Annotated in this window: 7 protein-coding genes and 1 tRNA gene; 5 read left to right on the top strand and 3 right to left on the bottom strand. The window is 66.6% G+C overall.

What is annotated here, in order from left to right; genetic code table 11:
* The first annotated feature begins 3 nt into the window (after positions 1-3).
* On the top strand, positions 4-660 hold the full coding sequence (locus O3669_RS08635; RefSeq protein ID WP_371524392.1) for an RloB family protein: 657 nt from the start codon (positions 4-6) through the stop codon (positions 658-660).
* Positions 661-1,060: 400 nt separating this feature from the next.
* Here the strand turns inward: O3669_RS08635 and O3669_RS08640 are convergent, their stop codons facing one another.
* Entirely contained in the window at positions 1,061-1,573 is a 513-nt protein-coding gene (locus tag O3669_RS08640; protein ID WP_371524393.1) for a molybdopterin-binding protein, read from the bottom strand.
* A gap of 344 nt (positions 1,574-1,917) precedes the next feature.
* Between O3669_RS08640 and modA the strand changes: the two genes are divergently transcribed.
* The 3 genes from modA to O3669_RS08655 all read left to right on the top strand — a co-directional run bounded on the left by modA (position 1,918) and on the right by O3669_RS08655 (position 9,869).
* Positions 1,918-2,718, top strand: coding sequence for a molybdate ABC transporter substrate-binding protein (gene modA / locus O3669_RS08645; RefSeq protein WP_371524394.1), 801 nt, complete (start codon positions 1,918-1,920; stop codon positions 2,716-2,718).
* A gap of 6 nt (positions 2,719-2,724) precedes the next feature.
* Positions 2,725-4,824: an ABC transporter permease gene (locus tag O3669_RS08650; protein ID WP_371524395.1), complete on the top strand. Its 2,100-nt coding sequence runs from the start codon at positions 2,725-2,727 to the stop codon at positions 4,822-4,824.
* A gap of 470 nt (positions 4,825-5,294) precedes the next feature.
* Complete coding sequence (locus tag O3669_RS08655) at positions 5,295-9,869, top strand: acyl-CoA dehydratase activase-related protein (protein ID WP_371524396.1); 4,575 nt, start codon at positions 5,295-5,297, stop codon at positions 9,867-9,869.
* A 170-nt stretch (positions 9,870-10,039) separates the two neighbouring features.
* On the opposite strand, the gene O3669_RS08660 is transcribed toward O3669_RS08655, so the two are convergent.
* The gene (locus tag O3669_RS08660; protein ID WP_371524397.1) at positions 10,040-11,650 is read right to left on the bottom strand and encodes a glycoside hydrolase family 2 TIM barrel-domain containing protein; all 1,611 of its coding nucleotides are present in this window, start codon (positions 11,648-11,650) and stop codon (positions 10,040-10,042) included.
* Positions 11,651-11,936: 286 nt separating this feature from the next.
* Complete coding sequence (locus O3669_RS08665; protein ID WP_371524398.1) at positions 11,937-13,946, bottom strand: OPT family oligopeptide transporter; 2,010 nt, start codon at positions 13,944-13,946, stop codon at positions 11,937-11,939.
* A gap of 448 nt (positions 13,947-14,394) precedes the next feature.
* On the opposite strand from O3669_RS08665, the gene O3669_RS08670 reads away from it, so the two are divergent.
* Positions 14,395-14,484 (top strand) — tRNA-Ser (locus tag O3669_RS08670).
* The last annotated feature ends 93 nt before the right edge of the window (positions 14,485-14,577 follow it).

The raw sequence follows: 14,577 nt of genomic DNA on the forward strand, positions 1-14,577 counted from the left end.
GTCATGGGTAAGAAGAAGCAGGCGCCGACGAGGCACTCCTCTCGGGGAAAACGAGGGAAATCCTTCGATAAGGCCCCTCGGCCAGTTGTTATTCTCGCCGTCGAGGGGGCAACGGAGAGGGAATACCTGAAGGCGCTCAACCAGTGGCGCTATCGGGGAGCTTTCGCCTTCGATTTCTGTCGCAATCGAGACAAGTCGTCGCTGAAGAATCTCATCGTCAGTATCAAGCGGAAGGCTGATGATGTTGGGCGTGATGGTGCTGCTGGAGCCTGGATCGTCTGTGACGTGGATGATAACGCCCCCCATATTCATGATCTGGAGAACTGGTTGGCTGGGGTCAGTGGGTATCTCCGCGCAGTGGCACTGTCGAATCCCTGTATTGAGGCGTGGTTCGTCTACCACTGCGCGGACGTCTGTTCGAGCCGGACCGCAAGTGCTGTCGTTGAGGAACTCAAGAGCAAGTGGGAACGGGGAGCTTATGAGAAAGCAACGGAAATTCCTCAGTGGCTTATCGATCAAACCGACGAGGCCTGTTCACGGGTGCAACAAAGGCGGTTGAGTTTTGCGCAGGGTGCGACAGCGTGGGACGAGGCGCCCTGGAGCGATATGCCTGAGTTGATCGCATGGCTCGACCAGCTGTCGCCACGACACTCTGAATAAAACGGCCACTGGACCGGATACGCTTCCTGACACGCCCCACGGGCATTGCAGGAGATTCTGACGAAGCGCCGCTCACCGCTGAAAACGCAGGTGAGCGGCGCTCCTCGCTGTGCTTTGAAGACATCATTCCCGCACGAAAGGCAGCTCAGATGTCGTCACGCCCCTATCGCACCGCCATCCTCGCCCTCGCTGCGGTGGCCGCCACGGCCTCGTCTCTTGCTCTGTCCCGGCCATGGTTCCCCACAAATGTCGCACGTAATTTCCATGTAAACCTTTCAAGATTTGAAATCGCATCGTTGATATTCTGCGGAAATCTCGATACCTTAGAAAACTAAGGGGAACCAAATTACGTGCGACTTTTGGGGGGCGTGGGCGAGGAGGGGGTGGGGAATAGCTGAGGTCAGCGCTGCTCGTCTAGCTGGTGGAAGATCGCGGGCAGGAGAGGCGTCACGACCTCGAGGGTGTCGAGCGCGCCGCCGCGCGAACCCGGCGAGGAGATGATGAGCGCGCCCGAGGCGTCGCGCGCGGTCACGCCCACGACCTCGCGCGAGAGGGGCGACAGCGGGGTGTTGGCCAGACCGTGGGCGCGGATCTGCTCGGCGATGCCGGGGATCTCGACCTCGATGATCGAGCGGACCACCTCGGGCGCGTAGTTGCCGACCCCGAAGCCCGATCCGCCCAAGATCAGGATGAAGCGAGCGCCCGCCTCAAGCGCGTTGCGGACCTCGAGCTCGAGGATTGTGTCACTCTCGGGAGTCGTCATGATCGACACCGGGCCGAGGCCCGCCTCGGCCAGCGCGACGACGCACGCGGGGGTCGTGCGATCCTCCTTTGCGCCCGTGTGGACGCGGTCCGAATAGATGATGATGTGGGTGCTGATCTGGCTCAGGTCGTAGTCGACTGGCGTGGGCATGGTGTCCTCCGTGTGGATATTCGTGCGTATGAGTGTGATCCTAGTCCCTTGCTTGTCTGCGGGTGAGGCGGTTGTGTGGGCGGGGTCGCGCGATTTATGCCCGTTGGGTCCGAGGCAATTGCCGGGTGAGCCGGTCTGCGCGCGCCTGGCTGGGCGGTGTGGGGGTTTGTCGGGCGTCGGACACTCATTAAAAAGGGTTTGGCTACGCTCAAATGGGGGAGTGGTTATCGGCGCAATGGCGCTACCTTCAGACGATGATTGGTGTAGGTGAGGGTGCCTGTTGCCCCTTGCTCACACCATTGTTAGATTAATGTCGTTCAATTCCCTCTCAAAAGGAGATGCTCGTGCGCTCCCCGCGTATCCTCCCCGTCATCGGCGCCGCCGCCCTGGCGCTGGCCGCCTGCTCAGGAAACACGACCCCGCAGGCCGACACCACGGCCTCGTCCGACGATACCCAGGTCCCCTCCCGCGAACTCGTCCTCAACGTCTACGCCGCCGCCTCACTGACCGAGACCTTCGAGGAGCTCGAATCCTCCTACGAGGCCGCCTACCCCGACGTGGACGTGCGCTTCAACTTCGCCGGGTCGCAGGACCTGGTCGCCCAACTCAGCGAGGGGGCCGACGTCGATGTCCTGGCCACCGCGAACGAGTCCACCATGAAGAAAGCCGCCGACGCCGGGCAGGTCGACGCGCAGACCCTCTTCGCGTCCAACAGCCTCACCCTCATCACGACGCCCGGCAACCCGGCCGGCGTCACGGGCCTCGACTCCTCGCTCGACGGCGTCAAGCTGGTCATCTGCGCGCCCGAAGTCCCCTGCGGCAAGCTCACGCAGACCCTCACCGAGAAGCTCGGCGTGACCCTGAACCCCGTCTCCGAGGAACAGGCCGTTACCGACGTGCGCGGTAAGGTCTCCTCCGGCCAAGCCGACGCAGGCATCGTCTACAAGACCGACGCCCTGGCCGAAGGCGACGCCGTCGAAACCATCGACATCGCGGGCGCCGACGAAGCCGTCAATAAGTACCCCATCGCGCTCGTGACCGCCTCTACGAAGAAGGACGCCGGCCAGAAGTGGATCGACCTGGTCCTGTCCCCCGAAGGCCAGGCACTGCTCGGCGAGGCCGGCTTCACGCCTGTCAACAAGTAGCGTCGCGTGCGGCCGCGTCGAACCCCAGCCGCCAGCCCCCTGCCGCTGTGGGCGGGGGGCCTCGGCGGCCTCGCCCTGTGCTTCCTGACCCTGCCCCTGGCGTTCATGCTCGGCCGGGTCGACTGGGCGGCGCTGGCCTCGACGCTCGCCACCGACGAGGCCTCCTCCGCCCTCGCCCTCTCCCTGCGCACGTGCGGCGTGGCCCTGGGAGTGGACCTGCTCCTCGGGGTTCCGGCGGCCCTCCTGCTCTCGCGCTCGTGGCGCGGCGTGCGCGCCGCCCGTATCCTGGTGGCCCTGCCCCTGTCGCTGCCGCCCGTCGTCGCCGGTATCGCGCTGCTGTCGGCCTTCGGCAGGCGCTCAACGCTGGGCGCGCTGCTGACCGGCGCCGGCCTCGACATTGCCTTCACGACAACCGCGGTCGTCATCGCCCAGGTCTTCGTCTCCCTTCCCTTCCTCATCGTCACCCTCGAATCCGCGCTGCGCGCCCGCGAGCCGGGCCTCGACGAGATGGCCTCCTCCCTGGGTGCTTCGCCCACGCGCGTGTTCTGGCAGATCACCCTGCCCACGGTTCTGCCCGGCCTCGGGCGCGGAGCGGCCCTCGCGCTGGCCCGATGCCTCGGCGAGTTCGGCGCGACCCTGACCTTCGCCGGGTCCATGCAGGGCGTCACCCGCACGATGCCCCTCCAGATCTACCTGGCCCGCGAGTCCGACGCCGCCCTCGCCCTCGCCCTCGGCGTCGTGCTGCTGGGCGTCGCCGCCCTCGTCGTCGCGCTCACCGAAACCCCATGGGGGCACCTCGCTGCTCTCGTGCGTTCGCGGCTGGCATCGACGAGGCCGGGGCTTGTCCGCGCTCATCTCCCGGCCTCGGGTGCGGGGCCCGGTCCCACCGACGAGCCCCTGTCCGCCAGAGGCGGCCACGGCCTCGTCCCCACGGACTCCAAGACCGCGGGTAGCGTTCCCGTCCACGTCGACGGATGCGTCCATGAGCGCGGTTGGGCGGTGGACGCGCGGCTGCGCCCGGGCCTCGTCACCGCCGTCGTCGGGCACAACGGCGCCGGAAAGTCCACCCTCGCGCAGGTCGTCGCCGGGGCCCTGCGGCTCGACTCCGGGAGCGCGCGCATCGGGGAGCGCGTCGTCGACGATGCCGCCACCTTCGTGCCCGCGCGGCGGCGCGGCGTCGCCATGGTCAGCCAGGCCCCGCGCATCTTCACCCACATGAGCGTGGTCGCCAACGTCGCCTTCCCGCTGCGCGTACGCGGCGTCCGGCGCGCGCAGGCCCGGGCCGCCGCCCTCGAGCAGCTGCGGGCCGTCGGCATCGCCGACCTTGCTCACCGCCGCGGCTCTGACCTGTCCGGCGGGCAGGCCGCGCGCGTCGCCCTCGCCCGCGCGCTCGTCTTCCGTCCCGACGTCCTCATCCTCGACGAGCCCACCGCCGCCCTCGACGTCGAGGCCACCGCCCAGGTCTCCGCCGTTCTGCGCGAACGCCTCACCGGTGCGGGAATCACGACCCTGCTCGTCTCCCACGACATCGCCGAGGTCCTGGCCCTCGCCTCCCGCATGATTGTCATGGGGGAGGGGCGCGTCGTCGAGGAGGGCGAACCCGCCCGCGTGCTGGCCTCGCCGTCATCCGTGTTCGCTGCGCGCCTGGCGGGGCTCAACATCGTCAGCGGCCACGCCCTGGCGAGGTCCGGGCTGGTCGGCGTGCGCGTCGGCGAGGGCGAGCTGTGGGCGGCCGACCTGTCTGGGTCCGACTCAGGCAGTGTTGGTGTCGTCGACGTGTCGCCTGGCGATGCGGACGATTCCGCCGCTTCCGGGGAGAATGCCCGGGGTGGCCGCGTCGCCCTCACCTTCCCGCCCGAGGCCGTGGCCCTGTCCCGCGAGGAAGCCCACGCCTCGCCGCGCTCTGTCCTGCCCGGCGTCGTCGCCGGGGTCGATGTCGCGGGCTCCCTCGTCAGCGTGCGTGTTGCGCTCGCGGAGGATGTTGTCGTGACCGCCCGCGTGACCGCGTCCGCATGGGCCGACCTGGGCCTCGGCGTTGGTGATTCGCTCTGGGTCAGCGTCAAGGCCACCCAAGTTCGGGCGATCCCCGTCGCGGTCGGCTCCTGATCGGTGCGCTCATCGGGTGGCCTACTCGCGTCGGGCCTTGTGAGGGACTGTTTCATCACGTGAGCTGCGGCAGCTGGGCCCGATGGGTGGCTGTGTTAACCCTTCAATGCGCAGCTGGGCCCTACTAGTGGAGCGTGGGCACCCCTGCCCATGCTCCACCTAAGGGGTTAACGTGCGCATTGAGGGGTTGCGGGTGCCACCTGTCGGGTTAACTCTCCACTGAGCGGGTTCACATGCGCTCTCGCGACGAGGCCGGTGCGGGGTTTTTGCCGAAGGGTTTAATTTTGCAACGCTTCACATGTTGTAATTCTCATCGAATGTGTCGCCCGCCTCTCGCCGGATGGACGCGGGTTCACTGGTGATTTTCCCCGGATCTATGCCGTTTTAGTGGCCGGTCCGCATCAGGGTAGCCATACCTTTGACGTGACAACACCTGCGACCTATGTTGTTGGGTGATTCTAGGAGGTCCCATGACAACGCAGCGCCATCACGAGGCAGCGCGCCCCTACCAGCTCGGCATCGACGTCGGCTCGACGACGGTCAAGGCCGTCGTTCTGGATGGAAACCGTCGCCTTTTCTCCGACTACCGTCGTCACAACGCCGACGTGCGCGCATCCCTGGGAGCCCTCCTCGCCGACGTTGAGCGCGCCCTGCCCGGCGCCCGCGTCCACGCGGCCATCACCGGCTCCGGCGGCCTGACGACCGCCCGCGCCATGGGCATCCCCTTCGTCCAGGAGGTCATCGCCGGCACCGAGGCCACCCAGCGCCTCCACCCCGAGGTCGACGTCGTCATCGAGCTGGGCGGCGAGGACGCCAAGCTCACCTACCTGCACCCCACCCCCGAGCAGCGCATGAACGGCACCTGCGCGGGCGGCACCGGCGCCTTCATCGACCAGATGGCCACCCTGCTGCACACGGACGCCTCCGGCCTCGGCGAGCTGGCGACCCGCCACACCCAGCTTTACCCGATCGCCTCGCGCTGCGGCGTCTTCGCCAAGTCCGACATCCAGCCCCTCATCAACCAGGGCGCTGCCCACGAGGACCTGGCCGCCTCCATCTTCAACGCCGTCGCCACCCAGACCATCGCAGGCCTGGCGTGCGGGCGCCCGATCCGCGGAACCGTCATGTTCCTCGGCGGCCCCCTGCACTTCCTGCCCGCCCTGCGCGAGGCCTACAAGGCCCTCCTGCCCAAGGCTGACTCCTTCGTCACCCCCGACGACGCCCAGCTCTACGTCGCGATCGGCGCGGCCCTCCTCGCGCAGAAGGAGGCCGCCAAAAAACAACGCCAGGCCGAGGAGGCGGGCGCGACCTCCGTCGAGACCCGCGGCGAGAAGCTCACCACCCTCATGGAGCGCCTCGCCGCCGCCCCCGTCCAGGTCGAGTCCCCGCGTATGGACCCGCTCTTCGCCACCCCGGAGGATCGCGAGGAGTTCATCGCCCGCCACAGCCTCGACGTGATCCCCAAGGCCAGCCTCGACGAGGCCGAGGGGCGCTGCTGGCTCGGCATCGACGCGGGCTCCACGACGATCAAGGCCGTCGTCATCGACTCCGGGGACCGCATCGTCTTCACCCACTACGCCTCCAACGAGGGCGACCCCGTGGCCGCGGCCGTCGACATCGTGCGGGCCGTGCGAGGCGCGCTGCCGCAGGGCTGCGAGATCGGCCGCTCGTGCGCGACCGGCTACGGCGAGGGCCTCGTCAAGGCTGCCCTCACCATGGACGAGGGCGAGATTGAGACGATGGCCCACTACCGGGCCGCCGAGTTCATCTGCCCCGGCGTCACCTCCGTCATCGACATCGGCGGCCAGGACATGAAGTACCTGCGCATCCGCGACCACGCGGTGGACTCCATCTCCGTCAACGAGGCCTGCTCCTCGGGCTGCGGCTCCTTCCTACAGACCTTCGCGCAGACGATGGGCACCGACGTGCGGTCCTTCGCGCGCATGGCCATGGAGTCTTCCTCCCCGGTGGATCTGGGCACCCGCTGCACCGTGTTCATGAACTCCTCCGTCAAGCAGGCGCAGAAGGAAGGCGCGGACGTGCGCGACATCAGCGCCGGCCTGTCCTACTCCGTCGTGCGTAACGCCCTCTACAAGGTCATCAAGCTCAAGGAACCCTCGGACCTGGGTGAGCGCGTCGTCGTCCAGGGCGGCACTTTCCTCAACGACTCGGTGCTGCGCGCCTTCGAGCTGCTCACCGGTCGCGAGGTCGTGCGCCCCGACATTGCGGGCCTCATGGGCGCGTACGGCGCGGCCCTGACCGCGCGCATGCACGACACGGGGGAGGGGACCTCGTCCCTCGCCACGATCGAGGCCCTCGAGGGCTTCAGCGTGGACACGACCCGCAAGACCTGCCGCCTGTGCCAGAACCACTGCCAGATGACGATCTCGACGTTCTCCAACGGCGAGCGTCACGTGTCCGGCAACCGCTGCGAGCGCGGCGCGTCCCTGGAGCGCGTGCCCAAGAAGTCGGAGCTGCCCAACCTCTACGACTGGAAGTACAAGCGGATCTTCGGATACCGTCGCCTCACCGAGAAGAAGGCGTTCCGCGGCGACATCGGCATCCCGCGCGTGCTCGGCATGTACGAGAACTACCCGTTCTGGTTCACGATGCTCACCGCGCTGGGCTTCCGCGTCATGATCTCGGGCCGCTCCAACCACGACCTCTTCGAGACGGGCATGGAGTCCATCCCCTCGGAGAACGTGTGCTACCCGGCCAAGCTCGTCCACGGGCACATCGAATCGCTGCTGGACAAGGGCGTCACGACGATCTTCTACCCCTGCGTCGACTTCGAGCAGAAGCTCACCGAGTCCGAAAACTCCTTCAACTGCCCCATCGTGGCGACCTACCCCGAGGTCATCCGCAACAACATGGAGCGCCTGGCGGAGCCCGGCACCAAGTTCATCAGCCCCTTCGTCAACTTCGGCAACCGCGAGTACCTACCCGCCCACCTGTCCAAGACCTTCAAGGAGTACGGCTACGACATCCCGGTCGAGGAGATGAAAGCCGCCCTGGACAAGGCCTGGGAGGAGGACGCCGCCGTCAAGGCCGAAATCCGTGCGAAGGGCGTCGAAACCATCGAGTGGATGCGTGAGCACGGCGTGCGTGGCATCGTGCTGGCGGGCCGCCCCTACCACCTCGACCCCGAGATCAACCACGGCATCCCCGAGGTCATCGTCGGCCTCGGCATGGCTGTCCTCACCGAGGACTCCATCATCGACGCGCGCCTCGAGCGACCCCTGCGCGTCCTCGACCAGTGGTCCTACCACTCGCGCCTCTACGAGGCCGCCGCCCGCGTCGGCGACGAGCCCGACCTCGAGATGGTCCAGCTCAACTCCTTCGGCTGCGGCGTCGACGCGATCACCGCCGACCAGGTCCAGGAGATCCTCGAAGGCCGCGGCGACGTGCACACCGTCCTGAAAATTGACGAGGTCTCCAACCTGGGTGCCGCCAAGATTCGCCTGCGTTCCCTCGACGCGGCGATCACCGAGCGCGCCTCCCTCGCCTCCGCGATCGACGAGGCCGGGGCCGGGGACGGCGAAAACGGCGCGGATGGAGCGGGACTGGCCCCCGCCTCGTCCGTGGGCCTGGTGTCGGGTTCCGTCGACACGGCCACCCTGCGCGACCCCTCCGGGGACGCCGCCCGCGAGGAAGAGGCCGGGCACATCAAGCCGCGCGCCGTCTTCACCGAGGAGATGCGCGAGGCCGGCTACGAGATCCTGGCCCCCCAGATGTCCCCGATCCACTTCCGTTTCCTCACCCCGCTGTTCGCGAGCGCGGGGCTGAAAGTGCGCGTCCTCGAGCACACGAGCCGCACCTCCATGGAGGTCGGCCTCAAATACGTCAACAACGACTCGTGCTACCCGGCGATCGTCGTCATCGGCCAGCTCCTCGACGAGTTCATCTCCGGGCGCGCCGACCCCGACCGCACGGCCGTGGGCATCACGCAGACGGGCGGCATGTGCCGCGCCAGTAACTACGCGGCCCTGCTGCGCAAGGGCCTGCGCGACGCCGGATACCCGCAGGTCCCCGTCATTGCCCTGTCCGTCCAGGGCTTCGAGGACAACCCGGGCTTCCGCCTGGGCGTCACCCACATCCACAAGGCCATCCAGGCCTTCGTCATCGGCGACGCCATCCAGTCGATGCTGCTGCGCGTGCGCCCCTACGAGGCCACCCCCGGCTCCGCGATGGACCTGTACCGCACGTGGGACGGATACGTCCAAGAGTGGATCACCTCGGGACGCGTCGGTGCCCTCGGCGGACGCACCTCCTACGGGAAGCTCATCCGCGAATGCGTGCGCGCCTTCGACGCCCTGCCCCTGCGCGACATTCCCCGCAAGCCGCGCGTCGGCCTCGTCGGCGAAATCCTCGTGAAGTTCCACCCCGACGCCAACAACCACGCCGTCGACGTCATTGAGGCCGAGGGCTGCGAGGCCGAACTGCCCGGCCTCATGCAGTTCTTCCACAACTCCGTCGCCACCGCCGCGTGGGACAAGGAAAACCTGGGCATCGAGGGCAAGCAGCGCTACATCATGCCGATCGTGCTCTGGGCGCTCAAGAAGTACGAGAAGCCCGTGCACCGCGCGTTTGCCGCCACGAACGGCAAGTTCGAGGCGCACCGGCCCATCGAAGAGATGATCGAGCGATCCCAGGACATCGCCCGCCTGGGCAACCAGGCCGGCGAAGGCTGGTACCTGACCGCCGAAATGGTCGACATGATCGAACACGGCTGCCCGAACATCATCTGTGCCCAGCCCTTCGCGTGCCTGCCCAACCACATCGTCGGCAAGGGCATGTTCCGGGCGCTGCGCACCCGCTACCCCGAGGCCAACATCGTGGCCGTCGACTACGACCCCGGCGCCTCCGAGGTCAACCAGCTCAACCGCATCAAGCTCATGCTGGCCACCGCCCTGCAGGACCCGGAGGCGCGCGACAGCGAGGTTCTCCAGCTCGTGGACGTTGAAGAGCCGGCGTCGTGCGGCGGGTCCAGCTCGGTCATGCTCGGCATGCCGACGATCCCGCGCAGGGGGGCGGCGTTCCGCTAAGCGGCCGTTTGCTATCGACGAGGCCCGGGCTGGTTTCCCGGGTTTCGTCGCCTTCGGCGGGGCCTCCCCGATTCCCGGCCACGGCCTCGTCGCTCATACACAGGCGTGGGGGTGACTCGTTCGAGTCACCCCCACGTCCGCGCTTCGGCGCGCCTTCGACGCGGCGCGCGCTACATCACCAAGCTTCCGTGCGCGATCTCAAAGCCCGCCGACGCCCAGCCCGTGCTGTACGACAGACGCACCGAGACCTCGCGGATGCCCGAGGACGGCCAGGGCACCGGGAGGAAACCCGTCTCGCCCGGCTCAACGTTCAAAGAGGCCGAGTGCTCCCACGTTTCGTGGCCCTCCTCGACCACGCGGCACAGGAACTCCAGATCCGACGTGGACGTGAACGTCATGTGGTTGCGTACCGTCACCCCCGAATACGAGGGCGCCACCGTCACCGGCGCGTAGTGCAACTCCTCGCCTCGCACCTTGCGCAGGTCCGGGAAACGCGCTTGGGAGTACTCCGGGCGCGTCGGATCGAGAGCGTGGGCGGCGCGGACCTCGTCCTCCTCGTCCCCGATCGCCCAGGCGATGACGCTCGGGTGCGCGCGATCCCGACGGATCGCGGCCTCGATGGCCTCGTCGCGTGCCACCCCCGGGCCGTACAGGTTTGACGCGCAGTCGATGACGTACAGGCCGTACTCGTCGGCCAGATCCAGGAATCGGGCGTGCCCGGGCGCGTCAGCGATCACGACCGTGTTGACGCCGTGGCGCTTACACCACACGATGTCGTCGAGCATCTCCGGGATGTTGACGGCCAGGCCCGTGCGCCCGTCGCACTCGTTGCGGGTCACTCCCCGCAGGGCCAGCGCCTTGCCCGCCAGGCTCACCCCCTGGGAGGTCGTCTCAACGTCGCGGAAGCCGAGGTCAAGGGAGACCGTGTCCTTGACCCCCTCCTCGTCGCGCAGCGTCACAATCAGCCGGTACAGCGCCGGCTCCTCGGCGCTCCACGGGATCACGTCCAGACCCCGCGCGGTCACAACCTCATCAGGAGAAGCGACCGCCGACCACAGCCTCTTCTGCTCGGTCTCGTTCACGAGCGCGGCGTGAACCTCGACCCCACCCGTGGTCTCGACGCGCAGCGTTAGCGCGCCCGCGCGACTATCGTGGGAAGCCACCGGCACGAGATCCACGATGTGCGCGGGCGGGCGCGCTTCCAGCGACACCTCGCGGAACAAACCGTGGCAGCACACCGGCGAATCCATCAGCAACACGACGAGCGTATGCGAGTGAGTAGGCTGCAACGCGCCGGTCACGTCGAAGGTAGCAGGAATAAAACCGTCCGCGCAGAAACCAACGAACGTTCCATCAACCCACGCGTAGAGAGGGCCCGAAAAACCCCCGAAGGTCACGGTCATCATCCAGCCGCGCTCAACCGCCTCCTTCAGGGGGGCGTCACAGATGAACTCGCGGCGCAGAATCGACGCGCGCACCAGGTCGGAGGGCTCTTCGTCGCCGACACGGGAGGCGTCCTCCTCGCGGGCCTGACCCTCACCGCGTATCCACGAGCCGTCCAGCTCGAGGATGCCGGGCACAGATGTCGCGCCGAAATGTTGATAAGAAGGAGCCCTCTCAATGAGCTCCGAGGCGGTGCCAGTGGCACCGGTAACTTGCCAGGTGCTTGAGAGCAGCTGGAGTGGCCTGCGTGACCTCCACGTCGCGTGCACCGTCAAACGGTTCACCGACGCCCCTGGGTCCCGCAGCCACGTGACGTCCGGTTCCAGGATGTGTCTCATGTTATTAAAGTATCATTATTCAATTAGTCAGCAAAGCATCAATTTTGCTGGAATGCAGTCAAATATGCCTTGACATGCAGTTAGTTCTCAGCTGTCAAAGACACTCGGTGTTCACATCGTGAGATTTTTGGCCGCCCGAATGGGCACAAGTTCGCGCCCGCTGACAGGCGACGAGCGCATCACGAACCCCGGCCTCGTGGCCCGGGCGAGCGCATAAGGAACCCCGGCCTCGTCCATGATAGACGAGGCCGGGGACAGGTCGGCGATCAGGTCAGCCCTCAGCGGCCTACTCGGCTGCCTTCGCTGCCGAATCGCGATCCGCGTCGCGCGTAATCCTGCGCGCGAAACGGTAGAGCATCGACGTCGCACCCGCGAAGAAGACAATGCCGATGACGGTGGCGACCGGCTCGAAACCATCGCCGATGAAAGGCAGCGCCAGCGGCGACTCCGAGCCCGTCGCGCCCGCGATACCCGCATAGACGACACCGAACAGAGACTCGCCGACAATCAGGCCCGTCGCCGCCAGCGTGCCGAAACGCACCGCGCGATCCGGATCCGCCTGCTTGGCCGCCCAACGGTTGTACGAGAAGCCAATCATGCCGCCAATCGGGATCATGATCGTCAGCGACGCCGGCAAGTACATGCCCATACCCACCGCCAGCGGAGGCAGCGCGCGCTTGCCGCCGCTCACCTTACGGAGAACCTCGTCGATGATGATCACGACGACGCCAATCGCTGCGCCGAGGCCCAGGAGATTCCAGTCGATGCCGCCGCCGAGGACGCCCTTGGCGAGCGAGGAAATCAGCGAGGCCTGCGGCGCCGCCAGCGGGTCAGGGCCGGCGCTCGGCGCACCCTGGAAACCAAACGAGTTCTGCATGAGCTGCAAGACCGGAGGAATGATCAGCGAGCCGAAGACAACACCAATCACCAGAGCAACCTGCTGCTTCCACGGCGTCGCCTTCACGAGCTGGCCGGTCTTGAGGTCCTGGAGGTTATCGTTCGAAATCGTCGCAATGCAGAACACAATCGCCGACGTGAACAGCGTGTACGCGATCAGCGCCGTATTCTCCTCCGTCGTGGAGCCTCGTCCGTGCACCACCAGAATGACGACTGCCGTGATGACGACAACCAGCAAGCCAACGCCCGACACCGGCGAGTTCGACGAGCCAATCAGGCCCGCCATGTAACCACACACCGCCGCGACCAGCAGGCCCACCAGCAGGATAAAGAGAACCGAAATCGCGATCAGGACCGCCGTGTTGTGCTCAATCTGCGTGCCGCGCATGAACCACCACAGCAGGCCCGCGATCGGAATCATGGCCACGAAGATGGAAACGATGACCCACTTGCCGGGAATATCCTGCTCGGTGCGGTCGATCTGTGCGCCACCGTCCTGAGCTGTGCGCGAGGCACGCAGCGACTCCGACATGCCGCGGGCGATGGGGCCCATGATCTTAATGAGCGTCCAGACGGCCGCGACCGCCATGACGCCCGCGCCAATGAAACGCACGTCCGACTTGAACACCGTCGACAGGGCGTCGGTCAGGTCGCCCGCGCCCTCCAGCTGGCCGTTCGCGTACAGGGGCAGCAGGACGCCGTAGGAGATGACCATGCCAATGAGCATCGCGACGCCCACCGTCATGCCAACCAGGTGGCCCACGCCTATCAGCGCCATCGACAGGGACGTCGAAATCATCGTGCCCGTCGAACCAATCTTGAAAGCCGTGCCCACCTCGGAAGCCGCCACCTTCAGGTAGCCCAGCAGCGTCATCGTGGCCGCCGCAACGGCGCCCCACGTGATCGCCAGGAGGCCTCGCTTGTTGTCCTCGCCCGCATCCTGGGCGTCGCCGACCTTCAGGATCTCAGCGCCGGCCACACCCTCCGGGTATGGCAAATCCGACCCTGTCACCAGCGCGCGGCGCAGCGGAATCGAATACATGACGCCCAGCGTGCCGCCCACGGCGCACACGAACATGGTCTGCCAGTAGGGGAAGCCCGTCCACCAGCCCACAATCACCAGGCCAGGGAGGACGAAGATGACAGCCGACAGCGTGCCCGCCGCCGACGCAATCGTCTGAACGATGTTGTTCTCCTGGACCGTGTGGTCCCCCCAGAAACGCAGCACTGCCATCGAAATGACAGCCGCCGGGATCGAGGTCGCGAAGGTCAAACCAACCTTCAGGCCCAGGTACACGTTCGCGGCCGTGAACACCAGCGTGATAATTCCGCCGATGATAATGCCGCGTAGCGTAAGTTCTTTGAGCGACGTCTCCTTAGTCGCATGTGGCGCAGACACGCATATTCCTCTCGCTGCGTTGAATAGGTACCCTGCCAGCGTAGTGCAATCGTGTGGCCGAGCCAATGATGAACGGGGTGTCATTAAGGTAAGCCTTCACTATCGGGTCCTGGTGTTGGTGCGGATGTCCGGGTTCGGGGCAAGCGCGCGGTTGCTTCTTCGAGCGTTGCGTGGGGGCCTGTGGTGTGGTGGGCGAGAGTGGAGTGTTGTTCGGATGCTCCTGGATGTGGTCGCAACTGCTGCCGGAGCGTTGCCGAGCACTGTCAGTCCTTGCCGGGACTGCCTGACGTTCGTGGTGGTCGTGGTGGTCGTGGTGAGTTGGAAGCGATCGCGTAGCGGCTTGTGCGTGTGGGTGCGCGGACTCGGGGCTTAGGAGTGTGGCTCTGCTCCCAGCGTAGGTGGTCGATTTGCGTAGTCGGGGGGGTCGTGTAGTAGAGTATCCGGGTAAGGTAGCGTGTCCGAGCGGCCGAAGGTGCAGCACTCGAAATGCTGTGTGGTGTCACAGCCACCCTGGGTTCAAATCCCAGCGCTACCGCCATTGCCGCCCGGCCCCAGTTGGGGCCGGGCGGTTTTGTTATGCCCGGTCTAGGTTCTGGGTTATAGGACACTACGTGTTGCTGGAAGGGTGACT

The organism is Pauljensenia sp. 20925_1_34 (assembly GCF_041432775.1).
GTDB lineage: Bacteria > Actinomycetota > Actinomycetes > Actinomycetales > Actinomycetaceae > Pauljensenia.

What these genes read in the sequence shown, in the direction of transcription:
- O3669_RS08635 (WP_371524392.1), top strand. Translation starts at nt 4, where the DNA reads ATGGGTAAGAAGAAGCAGGCGCCGACGAGGCACTCCTCTCGGGGAAAA.
- O3669_RS08660 (WP_371524397.1), bottom strand. Translation starts at nt 11,650, where the DNA reads ATGAGACACATCCTGGAACCGGACGTCACGTGGCTGCGGGACCCAGGG.
- O3669_RS08640 (WP_371524393.1), bottom strand. Translation starts at nt 1,573, where the DNA reads ATGCCCACGCCAGTCGACTACGACCTGAGCCAGATCAGCACCCACATC.
- O3669_RS08655 (WP_371524396.1), top strand. Translation starts at nt 5,295, where the DNA reads ATGACAACGCAGCGCCATCACGAGGCAGCGCGCCCCTACCAGCTCGGC.